This is a genomic window from Rossellomorea sp. DA94 (genome assembly GCF_029834455.1).
In the GTDB taxonomy this organism is placed as follows: domain Bacteria; phylum Bacillota; class Bacilli; order Bacillales; family Bacillaceae_B; genus Rossellomorea; species Rossellomorea vietnamensis.
In genome coordinates, this window is record NZ_CP122397.1 from 2,602,573 (window position 1) to 2,627,850 (window position 25,278).

A 25,278-nucleotide genomic window follows, 5' to 3' on the forward strand; every position below is an offset into this window, starting at 1 on the left:
AGTCGATTGACGAACCTTTTGTGCTTTTCTATACTGTAACAAGAAATGTGAAATCATAAGAATTCGAATCTAATCAGGTCAGGAGAACAAATCATGGATTTTACCATACAACATCTTTCCTTTTATTTAATCCAGGTAGAAGGAAAAGGCGAAGAAGCAGATAAACGACATAAGCACTTTCAAACATTGACAGGTGATGAGTATGAGGAAAGCCCCCTCAAAAGCTTCCTGGACGGCGAACTGACTAAGATCGTCAAGCGCAAGGTGGACAGGCACTCCAAGTCAGATTCCGCTCCCACCAAAATTGGCCGATTTGTTGTAGAACCAGGTCATGAACTTACATCGAATCCAAACTACAATTTATTTCATCGAACCCGTTATGCTGAAAGTAAAGAAGATTTTCGTGAAGCATGTGATCAGATTGTCCAAATGTACATAGAAGCCAGCGCTATCCGGGGCGGAGCGTTTTTAGTAGCCACCGCAAAGCTCACCAAATTTTTTGATGATCCCTTTTTATTCCTCATGAAATGTGATTTCGAACCAAAGGTTGCCACCATTACGGATGAAGCCACCCTGATACATAATGTAGAAATGGCGATCACAACGAAAAATATGAAATCCATCCAATATCCGTATATGCCCGAGGAAGGCATGATGGATTCAGCCGAAATCAAGATCCATCAAGCATCACATGCGAGATACTTTGAAGATTTCCTGAAATGGGTGGAATATGAAAAGTCCATGCCTGAAATCGTCAAATCCCAAGTATACGGCATGGTAAAGGAACATATTTCTGAAACCTATGCGGAAGAAAGTGACGAACGGGTCGAATTTGAAGAAGCCGTGGAAGAATGGGCCATCAGCCCAAAGCGTGAACTGCAGGAACGATTCACGACGGAACAGGTAGTGGAAGCCACTTCCCAAATTGTCGAACAATCTCCTGAAGTGGAACTGAAAGTGAAGCTTGATCATGTTTCAGTAAAAGCCCTTCTCTCGGATTTCGGAGACAGCATTCACTTGGCGAAAGTAAACGGTCGATACGTCCTGATGATTGAAAGCGAGTCCGTCATGTTTGAAAAAGGATTTTCCCCATTGGAATTTTTGAAGCCGGATGAACTCCATGAGGTCATTCAACGGATACAGGATAAGGAATGAGATGGAGCCATGTTTCACAACATGGCTTTTTTCTATAAAATAACAAAATTCCCTTGTATAAATAATGCTCATAAAATAAAATCAAGTAAGAAAATTCTTTCTCTTTCGGGAAAAGGGGGATAACGTTTGCTTACTTCTACACAACTTCAAGATATAAAGGATCTCCAGAATGTCTGCGAGGATTTTGAAGGGATAAATTTAAAATTGAACTGGGAAATGCTAAAAAAAAGAAAGAACGATCAAGATGATTTCCTTCTTTATAAGGAGGGCCGTCTGGTCGGATTTTTAGGAATATACGGTTTTGGTGATTCCTACGAAATATGTGGGATGATCCATCCTCATTTCCGTCGTCAGCACCTGTTCCAAGAACTGTTTCAAAAAGCACTGCACTCTTTAAAATCCCGTCCGGTCAACACGCTCTTACTTAATATTCCGGGATCTTCGACGTCTGGAAAAGGGTTTATTACACATACGGACGCTGTCTATGATTTCACGGAATATGAAATGAAATGGAATAAAAAAGAGTTGCTCATAGATTCTGATTCTGTCTGGATCAAAACAGCGGATGAACAAGATATCGGAACCATCATCGACCTTGATGAAACCTGTTTCGGGGTTGTCAGAAGTGATGCTGAATCCTATACCAAGAGGCTGTTTGAAGAGTCAAGGGAAGGAAATCTTATGATCATCCACGATGAAAAAGTGGTGGGTAAGATAAGGGTTCAACGTGCGGACCAAAAAAGTTTCATTTACGGGTTTGCGGTCTTCCCATCTTTTCAGGGAAAGGGAATCGGCAGAAAAGCATTGTCACAGGTCGTGATGCAGGAATCCAAATGGACCGATGATATATACCTTGATGTGGCTGCAGCGAACAGCAAGGCACTGAATCTTTATGAATCAAGTGGTTTTCAAACCTTTTATAGTCAAGAGTATTATCAATATCCCATTAAATAATGAAGAAAGCACAGTTCAGCCACTGTGCTTTTTCTTTTTATTTATAAAATATGTGCTCGATCTTCCAGGTATCTCCGATTGTCAATACACCGTGGGAATAATATGGTAGCTTCCGTTTATCAGTGGGAGAGCCTGGGTTGAATAAGAGGACTCCTTTCATAAAGCGGGAATAGGGTATGTGGGAGTGACCGAAGATGATTACATCCACATCCACATCTTCAAAGGCCTCCAGTGCCCTTTTTTCAGTGGTCTTCCCCATTCCGTCCCCATGTGTTATCCCGATCTTCATGCCCCTTCTTTCTATGATCCTTCTTTTCGGGAGTAGGGATTGAAGTTCAGGGTCATCGACATTGCCAGCAACGGCAATCAATTCCCCGTACCCCATGAATTCCATATATACATCATGGGTCACGAAATCTCCTCCATGAATGATGAGATCACTCTCCATAAGATCTCTCTGTAGGAGAGGAGGGAGTCCCCTTCCTTTTCTCGGCATATGGGTGTCTGAAACAATGACGACTTTCATTTCATTCTCCTTTGGATTTTCCATTCAGCTTTTCCCTTTCTTTATCGATCCATTCCAAATCAATCCGGTTGAACAAGGGTAAAGCATTTTCTATTGTCAGCTTCAAGGGGAGGGCTACACTTTCCCAAAGCGGTTGGTGGGGCATCCCCAACTGCTCCCCGACCTTTGAAGCTGTAAAAGGTATAAAAGGTTCGAGAATACTTCTAAGATTACTGATGAAATAAATGAATTCTTCAAGTACCCTTTTCCCTTCTTCCCTGTTTTCTTTCACTATTACCCATGGCTTCTGTTCATCAAAACGTTTATTACACCACCTGATGAATTCAAATACTTCCTCAAGCCCCTGTCTCGTACTCCCTGATTCAATCCAGTGACCGACGGATGAGAATACCTCATCCACTTTTTGTTGGGCGCTCTCATCTACTTTGGTTACAATCAGGTTGTCACCGAATTCTTTCTTATAGAATTTCACGGTGCGTTGTACAAGATTTCCGAAAGCACCGAGAAGTTCACTGTTATGGCTATAAATAAATTCTCTCCATGAAAAGTCTGCGTCCCTCTTTTCAGGTGCATTGATCGTCAGAAAATAACGAATCGTATCAGGATGGTAATCACTAAGAAGATCCTTTACCCAGACAGCCCAATTCTGGCTCGTTGATATTTTCCTTTTCTCCAATGTCAGATACTCATTTGAGACAATGTGACCCGGTAAATGGGTTTCTTCATTCATCCCCAGAAGGACGGCTGGCCAGATGATCGTATGAAATGGAATATTATCTTTTCCATGTACATAATAAGAGAGTGTATCTTTAGCCCAAAACTCTTTCAGGCTTTCATTCCCCTCTCCGGCCCATTTCTTTGATGCACTCAAATATCCACACACCGCTTCGATCCACACATAAATCTTCTTATCTCGGAATCCCTCAATCGGAACCTCCACCCCATTTTCCAAATCTCTTGTAACCGGGCGGTCCTTCAATCCTTCTTTAAGGTAGCGCCTTGTAAGCTGGACGGCATTATCCCTCCACTTTCCTTTCTGTTCCTTTATCAGCCTCTCTAATGGTTGCTGGAATTTAGAAAGGGCAAAGTATAAATGGGTGGTCGTTTTCAGGACCGGTTCCTCACCGCAAATTTTACAAATTCCATTCAATAAGTCTGTTGGATCCAGTACGGTCGAACAATGATCGCATTGATCTCCCCTCGCCTTCGCACCGCAAACTGGACAGGTTCCCTCTACGAACCGGTCTGGCAGGAAACGCTGATCGTTTAAACAGTATACTTGCTCAACTTCTTTTTCATACAGCCACCCCTGTTCATGGAGGGTGGTAAAGATTCTTTGTACCTCCTGATGATGATACGGATGGTCCGTCCTTGTGTACTCATCATAGCTGAATCCCAGTGATTGAAAGGAGCGGACAAACTCCTCATGGTAGCGATCTGTCACTTCTTCAACCTTTATCCCTTCCTGTCCCGCCCGTATCCCGATTGGGGTGCCATTGCAGTCGCTTCCCGAAACATACAGAACCCTTTCCCCTTTCAAACGGTAATAACGGGCAATGATATCACCCGGCAGCAATGCAGCGATGTGTCCCAAATGCAGGGAGCCATTGGCGTATGGCCAAGCCCCTCCTATAAAAACAGTCATAGTGTTTTCCTCCTCGATATAATTAAAAACCCCTCGTCCTGCGGATATCGAAAGACATCCAAGGACGAGGGGTTAAGCTCGTGGTACCACCTTAGTTTATAGCTTGCTCACGCAAGACTACCTCAACAAGTACGGAGCAAGATAAGCCCTTATACCGTGGCAGTGATAACGGACGCCCACCCCCGTTCTACCCTACACCCCATTGGTTCGAGTAGAATGCTCCGAGACCATTTTCCATAGGTAATCTCCCTGCTTCTTTTCAGCTTCCGAAGCTCTCTGATAAGGGGCTTTCACTATGTACTCTTCTCATCAACGCAAATTAGATTTGATTATATTATGCCACTTTTTCAAAAAATTGCAACATTCCAATCAAGGTTTTACTTCACAGGTTTTGTGGAAAATTGAAAGGTAGAACTTTCATTTTAAAATATAGGAAACGAGGTGATGCCCTGTTGTTTACGTTACAGAAACAATTTAAGCGCCCGAAAGGAATCCTGGGCTGGGTTGTGGGGAAAGTAATGGAGTTTGATAATCGGAAGATCAACAATTGGTCCATCAAACAACTGTCCATCGAAAATGGCGATCGCGTTCTTGAAATCGGATATGGGCCGGGATATTGTATTAAGCGCATTTCCACTCGATTCCCTGATACCTTTGTGGACGGGGTCGATCTTTCCGAAACAATGAAAGATGCGGCTGAACACAAGAATCAAAAAGCTATAGAGAAAGGCAGGGTTTGCCTGTTTGTTCAGGATATCAGTCAATTCGAGTTAAACGATGCTCAGTACGATCGAATCTTTTCCGTTAATAATTACCCATTATGGAATGATCAGAAGCAGGCACTCAGCCATTTATACAAGATGCTTAAAACCGGTGGCACCCTCCTCATTACCGTTCAGCCCCGGGGAGATGAAGAGCGGGACAGCAAAGCTCGACGCTATGGTGAAGAAATATCACAAGCTCTACAGGAAACCGGCTTTAAAAATATTTCTTTATCTTATAAAGATGTAAGCCCTGCACTGACTGTCTCCATAAAAGGTGTAAAATAATTCAGTTTGTCAAGGAAACAGCCGACCCTATAAGGATCGGCTGTAGATCATTTACTCCTCGGTGTTGCTCTCGTCTGTATTACTTTCTTCATCCATGTTTTCTTCTGTTCCTGTGTCATCTTCTGAGTCGCTGCTGCATCCGGCTGCAAAAGTTACTACTGATAGTGCTGTCATAAACATTAACAACCACTTTTTCATACTTTTCATTTTAATAGCCTCCTAGTATGATGCTTTGTTCAACTACATCTCTATCATACTGATTTTTCAGAGTATTAGAAGACTATTTACCTTTATTTAACATTCATTTAGAGTCTGTTCATCAAATTCTACATATCTTTACAAAAGGAACGGTTTCACAGCTGAAGAATCCCCTTCGAAGCCCCGATTAATTCCTTGATTTCATCAAATGAGCCTTGCTGAATAAGGTCGATGATCTTACTTCCAACCACAACCCCATCACAGCTTTCACTCATGCTGCGTACGTGATCGGGGCTCGATATCCCGAAACCTGCAAGAACCGGAACCGGACTATTGTTTTTAAGCTTGTTTAAGTGAGTGGAGATGTTCTCAGCAAACCCCTCTCTTGTTCCTGTGATTCCATTAATCGTGACAGCATAGAGGAACCCCTCTGTCACAGAGGCTAAATCCTTCACTCTCTCCAAAGGGCTGGTGAGGGTTGCCAATTGGATGATGGCTATTTCTTTTTCCTTCGAGGGCTGCTTAACCAAATCGTAATGCTCCAGGGGCAGATCAGGAATGATCACCCCGTCCACACCCGCTATTTTACAATCTTCGAAGAAGCGTTCTACACCATATTTGTAAATCGGATTGATATAGGTCATAAAAATCAGTGGGATCCCAATTTCTTCTCTTCTTTCAGTCAATACATCGAACACCCTTCGAAGTGTGGTTCCCTTCTCCAATGCTCGTTTACCCGCTTCTTGAATCGTCGGTCCATCCGCAACGGGATCAGAGAATGGGATACCGACTTCTATGGCCGTCGCCCCGGCTTCTTCAAGTTTCTTTAAAGTTGTGATCAATGTGTCTATACCACCGTCTCCCGCCATTATATAGGGAATGAACAGCTTGTTCCCACGCTTTAATTCGGATTCAAGGCTGCTTTCCAGAAAGATTTTACCCATGCTGACTACCTCCCAGTATCTCTTTTACTTGTTCAACATCTTTATCCCCTCTACCTGATAGACAAATGACGATTGATTGGTCCTTTGTCATGCCTTCAGCAAGCTTCACCGCGTAGGCAACGGCATGGGAGCTTTCGAGTGCAGGAATGATCCCTTCCGTCTGTGATAATTGTTTGAATGCTTCAAGGGCTTCGCTGTCAGATATAGATGCGTAACGGACTCTGTCAATTTCCTTTAAATAGCTATGCTCAGGTCCTACACCAGGGTAGTCAAGACCTGCTGAAATGGAATGGGCTTCCTGTACCTGTCCTTCTTCATTCTGAAGGAGATACATCATGCTTCCATGAAGGATTCCGACAGATCCTTTTGTTAATGTGGCGGCATGCTTCTCTGTTTCAATACCGCTTCCGGCTGCCTCGACACCGTATAAGTCCACTTCTTTGTCTTCAATAAACGGGTGGAACATTCCAATGGCATTGCTTCCTCCCCCGACACATGCCACGATGGCATTTGGAAGACATTTTTCTTTTTCAAAGAATTGTTTTTTCGTTTCTTTTCCAATGATACTTTGGAAGTCCCGGACCATCTTCGGAAATGGGTGTGGACCTAAAACGGACCCCATTATATAGTGAGTGTCTTCAACATTGGCTACCCAGTAACGCAGCGCTTCATTCACGGCATCCTTCAATGTGGAACTTCCCTGGGTGACGCTGATTACCTTTGCACCCAGCAACTCCATCCTGAATACATTCAGCTTCTGCCTGCGGATATCTTCCGCACCCATGAAAATGACACAATCAAGGTTTAATAGGGCACATACGGTGGCGGTTGCGACCCCATGTTGACCTGCTCCCGTTTCTGCTACGACTTTTCTTTTCCCCATCCGTTCAGCGAGGAGGGCCTGACCGATCGTGTTGTTGATTTTATGGGCACCTGTGTGATTCAGATCTTCCCGCTTCAAATAGATTTTGGCTCCCCCTATCTGCCTGCTGAGATTTTCTGCAAAGTAGAGAGGATTCTCCCTTCCTACATAGTCCTTCAAGTAACTTTGCAGCCTTTCTTGAAAACGTACATCATTGATTGCTTCATCGTAAGCGGACTCGAGTTCCTGAACGGCTTTCATCAATGACTCAGGAACGAACCTTCCACCGAATTGACCGAATAGGCCTTTTTGATCTGGTTGTGTATATAACATTCTTCTTCCTCCATTCACTGTTTTCATTTTATACAAGCACTGATTTCGCTTCCCTTATGAATGCTTCCATCTTTAACCGGTCCTTCTTCCCATCCGTCTCCACCCCACTCGAGACATCCACCATATAGGGACGGACCTTTGTGATGGCTTCCCTGACATTGTCCGGATTTAATCCTCCTGCAAGAATCAGCTGCTGAGGAATGTTGATGGAATGTGCATAATCCCAATTGAATGTGGTGCCATTTCCACCACGATGGGGTCCCTTTCCGCTATCCAACAAAACCATCTCTCCCGGAAATTCATCGATACCTTCTATATCATTTCTTTCCTTCACCGAAATCGCTTTGATAAAAGGGAGATTGAGAGTTTCACAGAATTCAACTGATTCATCCCCGTGCAGCTGGACATAATCGAGCTGAACGAGATGAAAGATTTCTTCCATTCTTTCTACTGATTCATTTACAAACACACCGATTTTCAATAGATCTGGAGAAACGGATTTGCTGATCTCGGCCGCTTTCTTAACATCGACTTTCCTTTTACTCTCAGCAAACACGAACCCTATGGCATCGGCTCCCGCTTCCAGTGCCCACTCGGCTTCTGCTTGCCTTCTGATGCCGCAGACCTTGACTTTCGTCATTTCTTCTCACCTTTTTCAACCTTGAGAGCGGAGAGGATAACGGCGGGATCTGTACTTCTCATTAACGTTTCCCCGACGAGGATCCCTTGTGCCCCTGCATCTTTCACTCTCCTTGAATCCGACTCATTTCTGATCCCACTTTCACTAATAAGTACGACGTCCCTTCCCTTCACCATCGAAGCCAGTGTTTCAGTGATTAATAGATCCACTTCAAAGGTTTTCAGGTTCCGATTATTCACCCCGATTATAGTGGCACCGAGTTCTAAGGCGTCCATCATTTCTTCCTCCTTGTGAACTTCTACAAGAACCTCCAGTCCAAGATTTGATGCATAAGAATATAATTCCTTAAGTCTGGTGAAATCCAGTGCAGCCAAAATTAGAAGAATCACATTCGCCCCTGCATCCCTGGCACGATCGATTTGGATTTCATCGATGATAAAGTCCTTACACAGAATCGGGATCGATACGGATCTTCGAACATTCGCAAGATCCCCCATCCTCCCCTTGAAAAATGGTGTATCCGTCAGAACAGATATGGCGCATGCTCCGGCTTCTTCATAGATAGCGGCCTGTAATTCCGGATCGACTTCTGTCCGGATATCGCCTTTTGATGGTGATGCCCGCTTGATTTCAGCTATGACTTGTAGGGAGGAAGCCGATTTAAGCGTTTCGTATAGTGATGCGGTCGGAATGCTTTGATTAAAAAAGGATTGATATCCGGATTGTTTTAACTCCTTCACTTCTTCTTTCTTCTTTTCAATGATGGTGTCTAAAATGGTTGCCACTCAAATCACCTGCTTTCGTCGTTGTCGGCTATAGTGTACAAGGGATGAGAGTGCGTCATTTGCCCGTCCGCTTTCTATACTTTCCCTTGCCAGTTTTACACCTTCTCGGAAGGTCGAAGCTTTACCATGAGCAACTAAGGCAATTCCTGCGTTGAATAGGACCGTATCCGTATAGGCTCCTTCTTTCCCTTGTAGGACGTCCTGTAAGATGCGGGCATTGTCCCGTGCATCTCCTCCTTTTATCTCTTCAAGGGTATAAGATGGGAGCCCGACTTCGTTCCCTGATAATGTAAATGAGCTGATTTCACCATTCTCTAAAAGGACAAGATGATTTTCACCTGCAAGTGACGCTTCGTCCATGTAGTCCGCCCCATTCAAAACGATTGCCCGCTTTCTTCCCAATTCACGTAAGACACGTGCCATTATTTCCAGCTTATCTCTTCTGTACACCCCGACCAGCTGTGTTTCCAATTGAACGGGATTCGTTAGTGGACCAATCAGATTAAAGATGGTCGGGATTTTCAATTCTTTCCGTACCTTCATGATTTTTTTCAGCCCAGAATGAATATGAGGGGCATAGAGGAAGGCGATATTGGTTTCATTCAGGAGAATTTCCACTTCATGGGCCTGAAAGTCCAATGAGATGCCCAGATGTTCCAATACATCTGCACTGCCGGTCCTGCTTGATATGCTGCGATTTCCGTGCTTTGCGACTTTGACGCCTGCCCCCGCCAATACGAATGCGCTTGTTGTACTGATATTAAAGCTCTGGGATCCATCTCCACCTGTCCCACAGTTATCCAATACATCCTTTAATGTGCTGGTTACGGGCAATGCCTTCTCTCGAAGCACTTCAACCAGGGCTGTCATTTCCCCCACTGTTTCGCCCTTCATTTTTAACAGGGTCAAGAAACAGGCTATCTGACTCTCGGTCGTGTCTTCCTTGAATAATTCCTGAACGGCTCCCCTCATTTCTTCTCTTTCTAATGAATGACCATCAGACAGCTTTTGTAGATATCTTTTCACGGTTATTCCCCTTTCTCATCTCGCCTAAAAAGTTTTGAATGATCTTCTTTCCTGTTTTCGTCCCGATGGACTCTGGATGGAATTGAACCCCAAACAAAGGAGATCTCATATGCTTGATGGCCATGATTTCCCCGTCATCCATGGAAAGGGCAACTGTCTCCAGTGGTTCTGGCAGAGTCCCTTTTTTGATGACCAGTGAATGGTACCTCATCACTTCCAACGGCTGTGGCAAATATTCAAATATCCCTTCACCACTATGTTTGATAAGTGAGGTCTTTCCATGCATGACCTTTTCAGCTATTTCAACGGTTGCCCCAAAGGCTGCCCCGATTGCCTGATGACCGAGACAAACGCCGAGAATCGGCACACTAGCGTGAAGATTCTGTATAATAGAGGTGCAAATACCCGCATTTTCAGGCTTACCTGGTCCAGGGGAAAGGATGATCCCTGAAGGGTCCAGTTTTTTTATTTCTTCCAATGAAATCGCATCATTCCGTCTGACCACTACCCTTTCACCAAGTTCTTCAATATATTGATACAGGTTATACGTAAACGAATCATAGTTATCAATGAGTAGAATCATCCCGTCACCTCCAATAATGATTTCGCTTTATTCAACGTTTCTTCATACTCAGATTCCGGATCTGAATCATACACGATGCCCGCCCCTGCTTGAACATTGGCAACACCATCTTTCACGACCATTGTTCGGATCGCCAGGGCAAAGTCCAGATTGCCGTTGACCCCGATATATCCGACAGCGCCTGAGTATACTCCACGTTTTGTCGTTTCAAGTTCATTGATGATCTGCATGGCCCTGATCTTCGGTGCCCCGCTCACTGTTCCTGCAGGCAAACAGCCTGTTAATGCTTCAAGGGGGGTTACTTCTTCCTTCAATTTACCCTTCACCTCTGAAACGATGTGCATCACATATTTATACCTCTCAATGGTTAAGTACTTGGATAATCGGATCGATCCGATTTCACATATCCTTCCCAGATCATTCCTGCCTAAGTCCACAAGCATTCGATGCTCAGCCATTTCCTTTTCATCCGATAGCAGCTCCCTCTCAAGCTTTCCATCTTCTTCATCGGTATTCCCTCTGCGCCTTGTACCTGCAATGGGATTCGTTGTGATCTGACTGCCCTGTACCTTCAACATGCTTTCTGGGGATGCCCCCAATACGACGTACTCTTCAAAGTCGATGAAGAACATATATGGTGACGGATTGGATTGCCTTAAGCCCCTATAGAATGTGAAAGGATCTCCGGAAAAGGATGCCTGTAGCCTTTGGGAAAGCACCACTTGAAAGATTTCTCCTTCCTGAATCGACTGCTTCGCTCTTTCCACTCTCTCCATATAATCATCTTTTGACGTTCGAGCATGAAAGGAAAGACGATCCAGTTTTTCTTTGTTTGTGTCCAAATACACATTTGTCAGCTCTTCTTCGATTTCTTTCACTTTTTCCTGAAGATCCACATCCATTTCTACTGTCCATTCATTCATGACAATGATGTATACTTTATGCTCAAGATGATCAAAGACGATGACTTTTTCATAGAACATGAGATGAATGTCCGGCATCTCCAATTCGTCATGGGGGGTGATACCGATTCCCTCGTAATGTCTGATCACATCATATCCTAAATACCCAACCCCTCCACCTGTGAAAGGAAAGGGTGCACCTTCTAAAGGGACGTGGGGAATAAGGCTTTGAATCATCTCGACGGGGTCCCCTGTTCGTTCCTCTACTCGATCAGTAGACGTTTTTATAATCTGTACGGTATCCCCATATGCCCTACATTCCATGAACGGATCGCTTCCCACAAAAGAATAGCGACCGGATTGTTCGTGTTTCAGTGAACTCTCCAATAAAAATTTCTTCTTCCCCTTTAGGGATTGAAAGAGTGATATTGGTGTGTACATATCACCATTCAATTCTTTCATGACATAGTTTAAATCTTGGTGCTTCATCATTGATATCCTCCTATTCGCTTTCACCTTTTAAAAAGTCCATAAAAAAAGTCCCCTATGAACAGAAATACTGTTCATAGAGGACGATGCTGACCGCGGTGCCACCTCTATTGGGATATACTTATATCCCCTCTTGGTTCAAGTACGGGGTTTATCACCCGATACTCTATCCTTTTAACGGTGGAAATCCGTACGACCCTACTTCATTCAGATCATCTCTCATAAGTCCATTCCAGACAAGCTATCATGCTAAGGTCTCACTGTCCTTAACTCCCTGTTATGCATCACTTGAATGTACTCCTCTTATTCAACGATTTATCAATATAATAGAATAAAAAAAGGCATCCCAATCCTTATCTTATAAAAAGAAAGGACGGGATACCCGTGGTGCCACCTTTGTTGACTGCTTTTACAGTCCACTCAATCGTATCGGAGCAAAATGCTCTAATACGCGTCTTTTGTAACGATAAGACATTCGCCAAAGCCTACTTCCCAAAGGTTTCGGTTTGGAAGCTCGGAAGTCCATTCCCTAGTAACGATCACACTGGTTCACACCAACCACCAGCTCTCTGAAGTGTCGATTAAAGGTACTCCTCTTCGTCAAAGCCATTCGCTCATTTAATTGATTGTTTATTATACTAATCGCTTTTTCTCACGATGTCAACCATTTAATGAATATTCTATTCCAACTTGTGCTGATTGGTTCAAACAATGGTGATCATCATGGAATCACAGACTGGTTTATAACCGATTTCCATATAGATCTTGTTCGATGTGGGATTATCCAGGTCCGTATAGAGGGAACAAAAGGAGTGTTGATGCAGTAACAGACGGCTCAGTTCCGCTACAACAGAAGAGGCGTATCCCTTCTTCCTGAATTCGGATGGGGTATAGACAAAATTTACGGTAATCCCGTTTTTCGTTCTTCTTGCCCCCCTTGCCATGGAAACAGGCTGTCCGGCCACTTCCCAAAAGAACACATAGCGTTCATTATCAATCATATCTTTCGCCCTTTTGAGCGCTTCATCACCGGACAAAGTTATAAGTTCTGTATCTGCGACAAATTCACTGATCCACTCGGCCAGGAGCCCCTCTTGACCTGAACGAACCGGGACCATTACCCCTTCACTCAACTGAATATCATTCACTTCATTCAATTGATACACCCGTTGGTTCATACGGATGGTGAAACCCTTCCCCGTAACGTGACACCAGGCATGGGTCAATTGAAGTGCGGTTTCTTTCTCAGCAACAAAACCGGGGATCGTGATTCCGGAATCCTCACAAAACGTATTGAGCTGTTCGGCTATTGCCTGGATATCATCCTTCCCTACTTTCAGGGTAGCGACAAGGTAATGAGGTGGAGTCATGATGAATGATCCCACTGCGTTGTCATCCTTATTTTCCACTAAAAGCAGAAGTGGATCTATATATTTGTCACTCGTTTTCATAGTATTCAATAATCCCAACGGCAGATTATTCGCTGCCTCATCCTCCATAAGGAGAGAATGAACCTTATCATGGAAGGCTATTGGGTCGTCATACTGTGTCAGCTTATACATATTATCACCCCATCACAACATTCTACATATTGGATCCTGATTCCTGCTTTATGTTGGAAGCTTTTTCCCTGTGATAGAGTGAAAGACATGGTACCCACTGACAGATACCCCGATGGTACCCGCACCTGGGAAGACAGAATCTCCACACATCCATACATTCTCAAGTGGAGTCCTGTGCGAAAGACTGTTGAAGAGAGCGTGATCATTGGTTTGGGGGAACCCCCCTACAATCCCGCCGGGCCGCCCCGTATATCGTTCCCATGCCTTAGGTGCACCCGGGTAGAATTCTATCAGACTACTTCTAATAGTAGGTATGACCATCTCTATTGAATCCAGCATCTTCTCTTTAAGATTTTCCTTGTACCAATCATATTTTTCTTTTGAGTTCCAATTCTCTAAGTTTGTATGGGTTGATACCGTCATAGTACGGAAACCTTCCGGCGCCCGCTGCCGGTCATCCGGATGGGATAATGATAAGAACAGATGGTCTCCTTCCGTCATATGACCATCATTGCTTGTGCAAATTTGCGTAAACAGGGGGAGAGTTTCCGGCAGTGATTCTTCTTTCAATAACATATAAAGGGTCATGGTCCCCCACACAGCCTCTCTTTCTTTTCCTTTCAAATAGGTTTTAATCATTGATGCATATTCGTCAGGGAATAGATTCTTGAGTGACTGGACAGGAACGTTGCATATGACATGATTGGCATGATATTCATTCCCTCTATGATCAGAGACGATCCACTCCTGAAGATGCTCATCACGTGTAATGCTTACCACTTTCCTCCCAAGGGTCGCTTTAACCCCAAGCGATACCGATGCATCGACCAGACATTCGGCTATGCGATATAAGCCACCTTCAAGGTAGAAGGCCCCCTCATGATACATATCAAGTGCCAGGCATCCGAGCAATAACGAACATTGGTCGCTCTTCACCTGCATACTGTCGATCAGCTGTCCATCAATAAAATGTTTGAAGGATGTGTGGACATGCAGGTCATGTTTCTTCAGCAGATCGAGCATGGTCTTTTGAAAGCCTGGCAGAAGGGTCAGTGAACCCAGATTCAGGCTCATAATGAGCTCCTTCCACTCTCTAAGCGTCCTCGGCGGAAGGATGGGCAGGGAATCCACGAGTCTCCGTATTTTTTTTGAGATCCTGTACAAATCCTTGAAGTAACAGGCAATTTTATCTGCACTATCAGGAAACGCTTTCATCAACCCATTCACATGCGATTCCCGATTCCGATGGAAAGTTAAGATAACCTCCGGAAGATGAATGTCCATTACCCGATCAAGGAGTTGATTCGACGGCAATTCAATGCCGAGGTACTGGAAGATGCGCTGATGAATCCCCCCCGTTTCGAAACCCATCCCAAGAGTCGCCCCGATCGGAAATAACGCTTCCCCCCGTTGGAACTTCCCGGCACAGCCTCCCCATTCCCTTGAAGCTTCAAGGAGATGTACTTGATACCCGGCACTTCCAAGGAGGGCAGCAGCAGTGAGGCCCCCGATCCCTCCACCTACCACGACTACAGAATCTTCCATATTCCTTCACCCTATCCGTCATTTATTACTATTCAATGTACTGTATTGCATTAGAAAAGACAAAAATGGATGGGTTACTTAAACCCATCCATCCGGTATTTCGATTGAGTTGCCAGAGAAGCCAATACATACATGAAAAAGGAAATGATAATGGGAAAGATGACCGTATTCATATCTAAATAGTTTGGTGCAAAACTATGAAATAAAATATATGCCATCAATCCTGAAACCATGGAAGCAAGCGCACCAGCACTATTTCCCTTTTTCCAGTAAAGCCCGAGTACAATTGGCCAGATAAAGACTGCTTCAAGACCTCCGAAAGAAAATAAATTAAGCCAGATAATCAATTCAGGCGGGCTTAATGCCATAAGAAAAACCAATATACCTGTCATACTCGTCACCCAGAAGCTGATCGTCTTGATCTGCTTTTCTTTTGCATCTTTATTGATAAAATTCATATAAACATCTTTCACGATGGCCGATGATACAATCAACAGCAACGAATCCACCGTCGACATGATGGCTGCCATGGGAGCTGCCAGAACAATCCCCGCAAGCCACGGAGGAAGCACCTCAAGGGCAAGGAGAGGCATGACTTTGTCCGCCACTTCGATTCCCGGCAGGACGACTCTTGCCAGAACGCCGATAAGATGCATGCCAAGCATGATCGAACCCACGACAATCGTGCCGATAATCAGTGCCCTGTGCAGAGAACGGGAATTTTTATAGCTCATTGCCCTTACGGCTACTTGTGGTAGCCCAACGACCCCCACTCCCACTAAGATCCAGAAGGACGAGATATACTTTGCACTCAATTCACCGTTTGGTCCATGAGGACTTAGTAAATTCGGATTTTCAGCCTGCAATTCCATCATGATCTTTTCCATTCCTCCACCTGCCATGATAGTAGCAATCAGCAGGATCAATGTCCCTCCAAGCATGACAACTCCCTGGATCGCATCTGTGATGGCCACGGCGCGGAAACCGCCGATCGTCACATACACAAGGACGGAGATGGCAAACAGGAACAGAGCGGTTTCATAGCTCAATCCCGTCAATGATTCGATTAAACGTGCCCCTCCTACCCACTGGGCTATCATGGCAGAGAATAAGAACAAGATGATACTGATGGCCGAAAGGACCGTTATCTTATTGCTTCCATATCTCCCCTGTAAATAATCGATCAATGTAACGGCTTTATACTTCCTTGACATAATGGCAAACTTCTTACCGAGTATAAGCAGAACAAAATATCCTGTCACAACCTGGCTCATGGCAAGGAGCACCCAAGATAGCCCATATGTATATGCAGCACCCGGACCACCGATGAAGCTGCTGGCACTGCCGTATGTAGCAATCATCGTCATGGCGAGGATAAATCCTCCGAGTTGTCGGCTGCCGAGGAAATATTCCTGCACAAAGGAATCTGATCTACTTACGGTTCTAGCGGTATAAATCCCTACTATGAAAATCAAAATCAAAAAGGCAAATAAGGGAACCATTGCCATACTATTCATGACCATCCTCCTCATCACCAAACGGAATATCTGTCAGAAAGTATTTCACCACAATGATCACTAAAAATACCATAAGAAGAAATCCCACAATACAGCTATAGAAGAACCATGCCGGCATCCCTAAGATCCAATCGTACTCCGATACAGGCTGTCCGCCGAGTCCAAATGCAAATCCATACCACCACAAAAAATTTATGAGAACGAGTGCAACACCAATTAATGCTTCGTGGTTGGCGATCCGAAACCGTCTGTCATCCTTATGATTCACTTTCTATTATCCCTCCCCGTAAATAAACATCCTTTAACAATTTACGACATGATGATATGAAATGCAAGAAAAAGCCAGGCCTGAAGCATTGCTCCAGGCCTGGCTTTTTGAACTAATAAAAGGGGGTAATCATGAACCATTCTCTCTATCTGAAAGAGGGGGAACTCTTTTGTTTAATGAGAATGATTTTCAATATCATTGTAATCCCTCCAAAAATAAAAGTCAACACAAAAGTTCATGTCCCTAAAGGAAAAATCTGGTGAATATAAATAAGAATTGTGGTAAAATTCTAAAATGTACTCACATGTTTTAAGAGAGAGAATGAGGGGGAATGAATGTGAGAGCAAAATTAAAAACATTTGGAATACCAATCGTGCTCATTTTATTATTGATTGGTGCACTTTTCTTTCACCAGCTTCTGAACGTCAAACAACAGCCGGATCCCGATTGGAGCAGGTCGATCCCTTTGGGCTATTCATCTGAGGAACGTCCGCTTGTCTTCTATAACGAGGAGGGACTATTCTTAGCAAGCAATGGAAAGGTAGATCAATTTTCGTTCGATGAATCACTAAATCCAAATAAAGAAGGTTCATTGAATATAAGCGTGACAAGGGGCAAGCCTTTTTGGACGGATGGAAATAAGATCATACAAGTGAAGAGTGACCAGCTCATTTCATCCGATGACACCGGAGACAAGACCATCGATGATAACGTAACGGGAATCAGCACTTCATCAAACACAATCTATTACTGGAAACAAGAAGTCCTATACTCTCTTTCTCCAGCTGATCTTTCCAGCAAGGAAGTTTACAGATTCCCTGATGAAGTCCTTAATGCCTATGTCGAAAACGACGGAAGTGCCGTAGTACAAATAAAGCAGGATGATACCCATGCCCATCTTTACTATTTAGATGAAGAATTACAATTGGTGAAGCAGCCGTTTGCCGTGGTCAAAACAGCGACGAATCATCATATTAACGGATTATCCTTCATAAAAGAAAACAATCAATTAACACTATTGTACAATGAGGAAATGCGCGCACAAGGTACATTATCCTATAAGATATGGAAATTGGAAACACCCATGAGCGATATAGGAACGTCAATCATAAAGCCTGCCCAGATTGCATTTACGAATGATCAATCAGGCTTCAAATTGGAAAGTCCGAGGTCCGTAAAGTTTGCAGACATCGATGGAAAGCGGTCGATCCTCTTCACAGCCGAGAGCCACAAAGTAGGCGGACAAAATACCATCAGTCTGTACGTTGCACCTTACAGTGAATCCAATCAGTTTGTGGCTACGCCTGTAAGTACAAGCAAGCACTTTACATATTCACCACTTCAGATTTCCGATCAAGAAATCGCCTGGCTTGATTATGGCGGTGATTATTATGAACTGTTCGGCGCCTCACAGGATGAAAAAGCCATTGTCAAAAGTACGGAATGGTCGAAACGAAGCGTAAAGGAAGCCTTGAACAACTCGGTGCTCATGCTGTTCAGCAGTTTGGTCACTATTTTGGTTTCGTTTTATTGGGTACTTCCTTCCCTGTTTGTCTTGATCCTTCTTTATATGTTCAAACCGAATATGTTTGAAAAAGAAGAAATCAACTGGGTGGAATATGCTTCGATCATTCTATTCATCCTTATGCCACTGACATTCATCGGTAAGGCGATGGGAGATTATTTCTATTTTTCAGCTCCCGGCTATCTCACATTTACGGGAAGTGAATATGTATTATTAGCGGTAATCAGCATCCTTACTGCACTGCTTTGGAAAGTTGGCAGAGATCCGGACTGGGGTACATTCGGAGGAGTATTTTATTTCATGGGAATCTATATTCTTCTATATGTCACGTCCATCGGTCCGTATATCTTTAATTTGTTTTAATACAAAAACGCTCAGGTCTCCTGAGCGTTTTTTATATGCATATCTTCATCTTCTCTCCAATGCTTGCGTTTGTAGAAATACATATAGATCGTGATGCAAAGGGTCAGCCAGGCACCACCTGCTGTGAATCCGCCAATGATATCACTTGGATAATGAACCCCAAGGTATACCCTGCTCAATCCAATCAAAAGGACAAGCATGGCGACCAGTATCACACTAGCCCATTTATACCGTTTACGATCCAGGGCACGGAACAGGATGAATGCCAGTGACCCATAAAATATGAATGAGCTCATGGAATGACCACTGGGAAAACTGTATCCACCCTGCTGGATCAATGCTTCAATATCGGGCCGGTCCCGTTTAAATATCCATTTTAAAAGCCCATTGAACCCCGCACCTGTCAGGATGGTAATCCCTACAAACAGAGCAAGTGGATATTTCTTCATAAACAGAAGGATGATGACTACACACCCGGTGAAGATGGTGATACCCTTTATTCCACCTAAAAAAGTGATGACCGTCATGATTTCCGTTAATTTAGGTGAAATCGTCCCTCTGACGATGGCGAATACACCATTATCAAATTGGGCGATCTCATTTTCTTTCCATTCTTCCACGATCGATACAAATCCCCAGGTGAATACAATCAAACACAACAGGGATACAGCGACAAAGACGCCTTGTTCAATATGTTTCTCCTTCAAGACTTCTCCCTCTCTCCTGACTCACGCCTTCTACTGAGCTTTTTTCTTAGAAGTCGTTTTCTTTTTAGTTGGTTTCTTTGCCTTTTTGGGCTTGGACGAATCGATGGATGCCTGCAGGGCCGCCATAAGGTCCGTTACATTTTCTTTCGGTTCCTTTTCTTTGGATGTGACCATTTTTTCCCCTGTTTGTTTCGATTCTATCAATTGACTTAAGCGTTCACGATACTGATCCTTATAGTTCTCCGGCTGGAATTCTGTCGTCAGTTGATCTATGAGCATGGTCGCCGTCTCCAGCTCCTTTTCAGAAATATCATCTCCTTCAGGCACATTGGGGACATCACCGGTTCCTCTGACCTCATCGGGATAATGGATGGTTTCCATAACGAGGGTCTGCTCGTATACACGGACGATGGAAAGCTGTTCCTTCGACCGCATCGTGATCTTGGCTATCCCTACTTTCCCTGATTCCTGTAGGGCTTTTCTCAAAAGGGAATAAGCTTTTTTTCCGCCGTCGTTCGGTGAAACGAAATAACTTCGATCAAAGAAAATCGGATCGATTTCCTCCATCTTAATAAAATCCACAATCTCAACAGCCTTATCACCGCTTGCTTCCTTCAACTCATTCAATTCCTCATCTTCAAGGACGACAAATTTGCCTTTCGTCACTTCATATCCTTTCACGATATCGGCTTGATCCAGTTCCTTTTCACAAGCAGGACATACTTTTTCGTATTTAATGGGTGTATGACATTCTTTATGAAGTGAACGGAGCTTGATATCCCGGTCTTCTGTAGCAGAATGAAGTTTAATGGGGATGTTCACCAGTCCAAAGCTGATGGAACCCTTCCAAATAGTATGCATATCTTTCAATACCCTCCTTTACATAAACTAATCCCTTATCCATAGCATTTAGTTCCTGAACTTTCTTCATCCCTTTAAACATCTGGAAATATTCCGGGTCCAAAGCGGACACACTACTACTTAAAAAAAGGTGAAACAAATGAAACCGATGCTCCCAACATTACGTCATGAACTTCCTTCTGGTCATGACTGGCTATATGAGGTGAAATATGATGGCTTCCGTGGCATTTTATCTGTTCAATCCTCTGATCAAATCAGCCTTCAAAGCCGGAATGGGAAGGAACTTCTGAGTCACTTCCCTGAGATAAAGAAGCATATCCACCAATTACTTGATGAGCATACACTTCCCCTCCCTCTCGTTTTGGATGGAGAGGTTGTATTGTTACGATCCTCCTTCAGCACCGAGTTCCAGGAACTCCAGGTCAGGGGGAGAATGCGGAATGCTCACAAAATCCTACAGGCAGCTGCCAGTAGACCTGTTACCTTCCTTGCATTTGATTTACTTCAGTGTGGGAAGAAATCATATATCCAGGAACCCTATCTTAGGAGAAAAGAAAAACTGAAAGAGGTCTTCTCCCGCCTTCAATTACCGTTGGAACCTGCCCCGTCTCACCCATCGAGTTTGCAGATGGTCCCTTATTACCGAAACTTTGAGAGAGTATGGGAGCTCGTTCTAAATGATGAAGGGGAAGGGGTTGTCGCGAAGAGGAGCCAGAGTAAATGGGATGCGGGGAAACGGAGTGCTGACTGGATCAAATGTAAGAACTGGAAACATTGCCAATGCTTCATCACCGCACTGGATGATGCGAATGATTATTTCCATATCGGCGTTTACCATAACGGACAGATCATGCCGATCGGCTTATTTCATTTCGGTCTTTCTGCTGAGGAAAAAAGAACGGTGAAAACGACAATTAAGCAGAATAGTACAGAAAAAAACGATTCTCTTTATAGCATAGATCCGGCCATCACCGTAGAAATAGTCTATCTGAATTGGCATGAAGGAAAGCTTCGGGAACCCCATTTTAAACAATTCCTTTTTACCACTCCACCGGAAGCGTGCACACTTGAGCAATTTATGTTGGACGAAGCCTCCCTACCAAGAGAGGTTGACATCACTCACCCGGAAAAGACATTGTTTCGGGAGGTTTCCATGACGAAACTGGATTATATCCGTTTCCTCCGAAAGATGTCTGTGGTGATTTTGCCCTTTTTAAAGAACAGACCCTTAACCTGCATTCGATTTCCCCACGGGGTTTTCGGTGAATCCTTTTACCAAAAAAACACTCCTGATTATTCTCCTACTTTTGTTGAAACATACAAAGAGGATCATATTCACTACACCATGTGCAATAACCTGGAGACGTTGATATGGCTTGGAAACCAATTGGCACTCGAATTTCATGTCCCCTTTCAGAAAGCAGGGGAAGAATTCGTCAATGAGGTGGTTTTCGACTTAGATCCACCAAGCCGCGATCATTTTTCACTGGCCGTTAAAGCGGCCACCATCATGAAAGGAATATTTGACGGGCTGAACCTCAAAAGCTTTGTCAAAACATCGGGAAATAAGGGGCTTCAAGTGTATATCCCCCTCCCTCCAGGATATACGTGGGAAGAAACAGGGTTATTTACAGAATTCATTGCTTATTACCTTGTAAGCAATAATCCGGGGGATTTCACGACCGAGCGGTTAAAGAAGAACCGCAAAGGCAGACTGTATGTGGATTATATACAACACCGTGAAGGCAAAACCATCATCGCCCCCTATTCATTGAGAGGGAATGAAGAGGCTTTGGTCGCCACTCCACTTTGGTGGGATGAAGTGAATAAAGATCTCAATCCTGAAATGTTTACCATTAACGCAGTATTAAGAAGATTTCAGGAGAATGGATGTCCCTTTACGGGTTTTGACCAGGTGAAAGCCTCTCAGCCATTTGACAAAGTCATTGATTTTTTGAAAAAGCAGGCCAACTCAAATAAAAAGGGTACCCCGAAATCATAGGGCACCCTCTTTGGCTATCCATTGGTTATCTATGCGCTCATGAACACTCTGCTTTCGACGATTGACTTGGCATGGTTCTGTAAGTGCTCATACATGCCCTCTTCAGTGAATTCCTGCCTTGATACTTCATGATACTGCTCGGGATGGGAAAGGGACAATTCTAATTGGGATTGATAAAGATACGTTGCATTTCCAATCAACTCCATGTTGTACCGACCTTCACCCAATTCGTTCACGACGACACGGACTTTCCCACCGTTATTGTATACATCGATCTCCTGACCGAATTCATTCTGCTGAAGCAGGCATGTTACAAGACTGGAAGCAGACATGGCTGTCCCACATGCATTCGTGAAACCGACACCTCTTTCATACGTACGAACATAGATGGATCCTTTTTCCATCGGGTGCACAAAACTGACATTGACTCCATCAGGAAACAGGTTATTGGGTCCATTCACTGTTTCAGCAATGGATTTCTGCTCGTTCGAGAGGATATGCTCTGTCCCGACGACACTGATCAAATGGGGGTTCGGCACTGCCAGGGCAGAAAAGGTCAAATGGTCTGAAATTTCAGGGATGCTTTCATTCACCAACGTTGCACGATCGATGTTCATTGGCAGTTGATCCAGCTGAAAAAGGACAGGGGAAATTTCAACATTATAGGTCGGGATGTTTTCGAAAATGGATTCCTGTGAAGATACACGAAGATCCGCCTTCATCGTTTGAACGACGATGGTCTCCTTATCCAGCAGCTCGCATACATAGCGACCGACACATCGCAGGCCGTTTCCACACATCGAGGCCTCTGAACCATCTGCGTTGAAGACCCGCATTCTGGCATCACAATTTTCGCTTGATAATACAAACAAGATTCCATCTGCCCCGAAGGCCGACTTACGATCACATAGGGCCAGGGCAAGATTTTGCCTCTCTTCTTCGGTAAAATCATATCCATTCGTCATTTCATCAATAAGTAAAAAGTCATTTCCGGAGCCATGACATTTTATTAGATTCAAGTCCATCGTGAATCCCTCCACGCTAATTTACTAGTAAACTATTCATAATAGTCTTAGCTTGCCACAAACAAGCTCATTACGCAATCCTCTACCCCCTCATTTTCAAAAAATAAGGGATGTTCATAGTTGAATTATGTTGGTCATTTCGAGACAATGGAAGTGGTGATGATGATGAAGGAAGAATACCGTTTTCGTTTTCAGGTCCATAAAGTGGAAGAAGCGGGGGATGAATATGAGTCAAGGGATGTGACTGTGTTCGCCCGGATCTTCAACGAAAAAAAAGACCTCGTCCATGAAGGTCTCTTTCGGGTGCGCTTTAATACAATCGGAATCTACCCTTTCCCTGCAGATGTTGGGCGTCAGATTTATTCAAAGCAACTGCAGCGGCTCTTGCTCATGGAATTGAAACGGTATATCAAACCCCAGAGAAAATATCTTATCCCGGGGGATTATAAACCTGTCTGGTAGCATTATGCCGTCTCGGTTACTTCATGATTCAGAAGCTCTTCCGTCCACTTGCAGGAATGATGATAACTCTCCATCACTTCCCTTTTGGTTAGCTTCAATTCTGTCATTTGCAATTCGATCTCTGTCCAGTTCGCCTGTTCGATGGAGAGGACGAGTTCCAATATCTTCTTAAGGTCATTACATGAACCCGTCAAAGCATTGCAAATGTCGTCATTCAAAGGTAAATCCATCAAGATGCGCTCGATCGGCATGGATAGAATCGTATCCATCAAGGAAAACATACCCGTCAGGAAGTAACTTGATTTAATGGATGTCCGGTTGTGTTTTTCTGCCAGCAGCTCACACATCTTCGCCCTCGTCAAACATAAGGTAATCACTTCATTGTCCAATTGTTTCTTCTTCCCCACCTGTTCCCTGACCGCCAAAATGTAGATCCATCTCTTGATCTCCACTAGACCTAATAGGACAATCGCCTGACGGATGGAATGAATCTTATGTCTCGGGCGGTACGCGGGAGAGTTGATCAATTTCAATAGTTTATAGGATAGGGAAAGATCCTGTTCGATCAATTGACTGATCCTTTCAATGTTCGGCTCCGTCATTTCCAGGCTCTGTATGATGGTATAATACGAATGGAAATAAGTCGGGACATCCTGAGTGGCGATGATCTTCGGCTTACTGAAGAAGTAGCCCTGAAAAAAGTGATACCCCTTCGCCAGCGCTTCTTCATACTGGTCCTCTGTTTCCACTTTCTCAGCAAGAAGCTTGAACCCAAGTAAAGGGGAAAGGACCTCAATGCTTCCCCGCTCCGTATCAGTCGTGTTCATGAAATCCACCTTCACATAATCCGCCAGTTTCATCACTTCCCTGTAATATGGATTGTATTCATTGAATATAAAATCATCCAAGGCAATCTTATACCCCAGTTCTTTTAATTCCTGACACACGGCCAGCACATCAGGCCCTGGAACCACACTCTCGAGAATCTCCACCACGATCTCCCTGGGATTAAAATAAGTCGGAACTCTCAATCTTAGAAGATTCTCTGTGAAATTAATAAAACAAGGCTTTCCTGCTGAAAGGCTCTCCAGCCCGATATTTAAATAGCTGTTAATGATCACATCTGCGGTTGCCTGATCCCCGTCAATGGATGGAAACATATTGATTTCATTGTTTCGGTAGAGAAGTTCATACGCCACCGTTTCTTGATTACGATTAAAAATTGGCTGCCGGGCAACAAATACTTCCATCAACATCACTCCTGCGTTCCAGTTCAACATTCGAAAAAATAGTTAAAAAGATTCATATTTTTTCTTTAATAGTAACAAGAAATATGTGGAAAGTCCATGT

24 protein-coding genes and 3 other annotated features are annotated in these 25,278 nt (G+C 43.9%); of the genes, 6 read left to right on the plus strand and 18 right to left on the minus strand.

All coding sequences use genetic code 11. From position 1 onward, the window contains the following. The first annotated feature begins 93 nt into the window (after window positions 1–93). Together P8596_RS13515 and P8596_RS13520 are read left to right on the plus strand one after the other, a co-directional pair. Complete coding sequence (locus P8596_RS13515; protein WP_224519768.1) at window positions 94–1,155, plus strand: DUF3900 domain-containing protein; 1,062 nt, start codon at window positions 94–96, stop codon at window positions 1,153–1,155. Window positions 1,156–1,281: 126 nt separating this feature from the next. After that, window positions 1,282–2,109: a GNAT family N-acetyltransferase gene (locus P8596_RS13520; protein ID WP_279724123.1), complete on the plus strand. Its 828-nt coding sequence runs from the start codon at window positions 1,282–1,284 to the stop codon at window positions 2,107–2,109. A 37-nt stretch (window positions 2,110–2,146) separates the two neighbouring features. Here P8596_RS13520 and P8596_RS13525 read toward each other — a convergent pair whose 3' ends face one another. After that, the gene (locus P8596_RS13525; RefSeq protein ID WP_279724124.1) at window positions 2,147–2,635 is read right to left on the minus strand and encodes a metallophosphoesterase family protein; all 489 of its coding nucleotides are present in this window, start codon (window positions 2,633–2,635) and stop codon (window positions 2,147–2,149) included. Window position 2,636: 1 nt separating this feature from the next. Further along, entirely contained in the window at window positions 2,637–4,280 is a 1,644-nt protein-coding gene (gene metG, locus P8596_RS13530) for a methionine--tRNA ligase (RefSeq protein WP_279724125.1), read from the minus strand. 57 nt (window positions 4,281–4,337) lie between these two features. Next, window positions 4,338–4,602 (minus strand) — a binding site (T-box leader). Window positions 4,603–4,732: 130 nt separating this feature from the next. On the opposite strand from metG, the gene P8596_RS13535 reads away from it, so the two are divergent. Further along, the gene (locus P8596_RS13535) at window positions 4,733–5,329 is read left to right on the plus strand and encodes a class I SAM-dependent methyltransferase (protein ID WP_279724126.1); all 597 of its coding nucleotides are present in this window, start codon (window positions 4,733–4,735) and stop codon (window positions 5,327–5,329) included. A 51-nt stretch (window positions 5,330–5,380) separates the two neighbouring features. Here the strand turns inward: P8596_RS13535 and P8596_RS13540 are convergent, their stop codons facing one another. From P8596_RS13540 to P8596_RS13595, 12 genes are all read right to left on the minus strand, one after another. After that, complete coding sequence (locus P8596_RS13540; RefSeq protein WP_224519763.1) at window positions 5,381–5,536, minus strand: hypothetical protein; 156 nt, start codon at window positions 5,534–5,536, stop codon at window positions 5,381–5,383. Window positions 5,537–5,682: 146 nt separating this feature from the next. Beyond that, window positions 5,683–6,471 carry a tryptophan synthase subunit alpha gene (trpA, locus tag P8596_RS13545; protein ID WP_279724127.1) on the minus strand — a complete coding sequence of 263 codons (789 nt, stop codon included), beginning with the start codon at window positions 6,469–6,471 and terminating at the stop codon, window positions 5,683–5,685. After that, entirely contained in the window at window positions 6,464–7,666 is a 1,203-nt protein-coding gene (gene trpB, locus P8596_RS13550) for a tryptophan synthase subunit beta (protein WP_279724128.1), read from the minus strand. The genes trpA and trpB overlap by 8 nt, the downstream gene beginning before the upstream one ends. Before the next feature lie 28 nt (window positions 7,667–7,694). Further along, window positions 7,695–8,306, minus strand: coding sequence for a phosphoribosylanthranilate isomerase (locus P8596_RS13555; RefSeq protein ID WP_279724129.1), 612 nt, complete (start codon window positions 8,304–8,306; stop codon window positions 7,695–7,697). Further along, on the minus strand, window positions 8,303–9,091 hold the full coding sequence (gene trpC, locus P8596_RS13560; RefSeq protein ID WP_279724130.1) for an indole-3-glycerol phosphate synthase TrpC: 789 nt from the start codon (window positions 9,089–9,091) through the stop codon (window positions 8,303–8,305). Before trpC ends, P8596_RS13555 begins: the two co-directional genes overlap by 4 nt. Further along, window positions 9,092–10,117, minus strand: coding sequence for an anthranilate phosphoribosyltransferase (trpD, locus tag P8596_RS13565; RefSeq protein WP_254651669.1), 1,026 nt, complete (start codon window positions 10,115–10,117; stop codon window positions 9,092–9,094). Beyond that, on the minus strand, window positions 10,089–10,700 hold the full coding sequence (locus P8596_RS13570; RefSeq protein ID WP_224519756.1) for an anthranilate synthase component II: 612 nt from the start codon (window positions 10,698–10,700) through the stop codon (window positions 10,089–10,091). Before P8596_RS13570 ends, trpD begins: the two co-directional genes overlap by 29 nt. Further along, window positions 10,697–12,094, minus strand: coding sequence for an anthranilate synthase component I (gene trpE / locus P8596_RS13575; protein WP_279724131.1), 1,398 nt, complete (start codon window positions 12,092–12,094; stop codon window positions 10,697–10,699). Before trpE ends, P8596_RS13570 begins: the two co-directional genes overlap by 4 nt. A gap of 73 nt (window positions 12,095–12,167) precedes the next feature. Beyond that, window positions 12,168–12,411: a binding site (T-box leader), on the minus strand. A 46-nt stretch (window positions 12,412–12,457) separates the two neighbouring features. Further along, window positions 12,458–12,704, minus strand: a binding site (T-box leader). Between the two features lie 91 nt (window positions 12,705–12,795). Continuing rightward, window positions 12,796–13,653, minus strand: coding sequence for a GNAT family N-acetyltransferase (locus tag P8596_RS13580; RefSeq protein ID WP_279724132.1), 858 nt, complete (start codon window positions 13,651–13,653; stop codon window positions 12,796–12,798). 48 nt (window positions 13,654–13,701) lie between these two features. Then, entirely contained in the window at window positions 13,702–15,198 is a 1,497-nt protein-coding gene (locus P8596_RS13585) for an FAD-dependent oxidoreductase (protein ID WP_279724133.1), read from the minus strand. 74 nt (window positions 15,199–15,272) lie between these two features. After that, window positions 15,273–16,715 (minus strand): sodium/pantothenate symporter, encoded by a 1,443-nt coding sequence (gene panF / locus P8596_RS13590; protein ID WP_279724134.1) that lies wholly within the window; start codon window positions 16,713–16,715, stop codon window positions 15,273–15,275. Next, the gene (locus P8596_RS13595; protein WP_034758742.1) at window positions 16,708–16,983 is read right to left on the minus strand and encodes a YhdT family protein; all 276 of its coding nucleotides are present in this window, start codon (window positions 16,981–16,983) and stop codon (window positions 16,708–16,710) included. Before P8596_RS13595 ends, panF begins: the two co-directional genes overlap by 8 nt. A gap of 337 nt (window positions 16,984–17,320) precedes the next feature. Here P8596_RS13595 and P8596_RS13600 point away from each other — a divergent pair, with 337 nt between their 5' ends. Beyond that, window positions 17,321–18,871 (plus strand): hypothetical protein, encoded by a 1,551-nt coding sequence (locus P8596_RS13600; protein WP_279724135.1) that lies wholly within the window; start codon window positions 17,321–17,323, stop codon window positions 18,869–18,871. Window positions 18,872–18,882: 11 nt separating this feature from the next. Here P8596_RS13600 and P8596_RS13605 read toward each other — a convergent pair whose 3' ends face one another. Then, window positions 18,883–19,578, minus strand: a complete 696-nt coding sequence (locus P8596_RS13605; protein ID WP_279724136.1) for a phosphatase PAP2 family protein — start codon at window positions 19,576–19,578, stop codon at window positions 18,883–18,885. 30 nt (window positions 19,579–19,608) lie between these two features. Further along, the gene (gene ku / locus P8596_RS13610; RefSeq protein ID WP_224519747.1) at window positions 19,609–20,439 is read right to left on the minus strand and encodes a non-homologous end joining protein Ku; all 831 of its coding nucleotides are present in this window, start codon (window positions 20,437–20,439) and stop codon (window positions 19,609–19,611) included. A gap of 139 nt (window positions 20,440–20,578) precedes the next feature. Between ku and P8596_RS13615 the strand changes: the two genes are divergently transcribed. Then, window positions 20,579–22,441, plus strand: coding sequence for a DNA ligase D (locus P8596_RS13615; RefSeq protein WP_279724137.1), 1,863 nt, complete (start codon window positions 20,579–20,581; stop codon window positions 22,439–22,441). 29 nt (window positions 22,442–22,470) lie between these two features. Here the strand turns inward: P8596_RS13615 and dapF are convergent, their stop codons facing one another. Beyond that, complete coding sequence (dapF, locus tag P8596_RS13620) at window positions 22,471–23,466, minus strand: diaminopimelate epimerase (RefSeq protein WP_061810799.1); 996 nt, start codon at window positions 23,464–23,466, stop codon at window positions 22,471–22,473. A gap of 120 nt (window positions 23,467–23,586) precedes the next feature. Here dapF and P8596_RS13625 point away from each other — a divergent pair, with 120 nt between their 5' ends. After that, a complete protein-coding gene (locus P8596_RS13625; RefSeq protein ID WP_224519745.1) occupies window positions 23,587–23,928 on the plus strand; it encodes a hypothetical protein in 342 nt (113 codons plus the stop codon). A gap of 2 nt (window positions 23,929–23,930) precedes the next feature. On the opposite strand, the gene P8596_RS13630 is transcribed toward P8596_RS13625, so the two are convergent. After that, the gene (locus tag P8596_RS13630) at window positions 23,931–25,178 is read right to left on the minus strand and encodes an EAL and HDOD domain-containing protein (RefSeq protein WP_279724138.1); all 1,248 of its coding nucleotides are present in this window, start codon (window positions 25,176–25,178) and stop codon (window positions 23,931–23,933) included. Window positions 25,179–25,278: the final 100 nt, after the last annotated feature.

Bases quoted from the DNA above. Each gene is read 5' to 3' on its own strand.
- P8596_RS13515 (WP_224519768.1), top strand. From the start codon at position 94: ATGGATTTTACCATACAACATCTTTCCTTTTATTTAATCCAGGTAGAA.
- P8596_RS13525 (WP_279724124.1), bottom strand. From the start codon at position 2,635: ATGAAAGTCGTCATTGTTTCAGACACCCATATGCCGAGAAAAGGAAGG.
- metG (WP_279724125.1), bottom strand. From the start codon at position 4,280: ATGACTGTTTTTATAGGAGGGGCTTGGCCATACGCCAATGGCTCCCTG.
- P8596_RS13540 (WP_224519763.1), bottom strand. From the start codon at position 5,536: ATGAAAAGTATGAAAAAGTGGTTGTTAATGTTTATGACAGCACTATCA.
- trpA (WP_279724127.1), bottom strand. From the start codon at position 6,471: ATGGGTAAAATCTTTCTGGAAAGCAGCCTTGAATCCGAATTAAAGCGT.
- trpB (WP_279724128.1), bottom strand. From the start codon at position 7,666: ATGTTATATACACAACCAGATCAAAAAGGCCTATTCGGTCAATTCGGT.
- P8596_RS13555 (WP_279724129.1), bottom strand. From the start codon at position 8,306: ATGACGAAAGTCAAGGTCTGCGGCATCAGAAGGCAAGCAGAAGCCGAG.
- P8596_RS13570 (WP_224519756.1), bottom strand. From the start codon at position 10,700: ATGATTCTACTCATTGATAACTATGATTCGTTTACGTATAACCTGTAT.
- trpE (WP_279724131.1), bottom strand. From the start codon at position 12,094: ATGATGAAGCACCAAGATTTAAACTATGTCATGAAAGAATTGAATGGT.
- P8596_RS13580 (WP_279724132.1), bottom strand. From the start codon at position 13,653: ATGTATAAGCTGACACAGTATGACGACCCAATAGCCTTCCATGATAAG.
- P8596_RS13585 (WP_279724133.1), bottom strand. From the start codon at position 15,198: ATGGAAGATTCTGTAGTCGTGGTAGGTGGAGGGATCGGGGGCCTCACT.
- panF (WP_279724134.1), bottom strand. From the start codon at position 16,715: ATGAATAGTATGGCAATGGTTCCCTTATTTGCCTTTTTGATTTTGATT.
- ku (WP_224519747.1), bottom strand. From the start codon at position 20,439: ATGCATACTATTTGGAAGGGTTCCATCAGCTTTGGACTGGTGAACATC.
- P8596_RS13615 (WP_279724137.1), top strand. From the start codon at position 20,579: ATGAAACCGATGCTCCCAACATTACGTCATGAACTTCCTTCTGGTCAT.
- dapF (WP_061810799.1), bottom strand. From the start codon at position 23,466: ATGGACTTGAATCTAATAAAATGTCATGGCTCCGGAAATGACTTTTTA.
- P8596_RS13630 (WP_279724138.1), bottom strand. From the start codon at position 25,178: ATGGAAGTATTTGTTGCCCGGCAGCCAATTTTTAATCGTAATCAAGAA.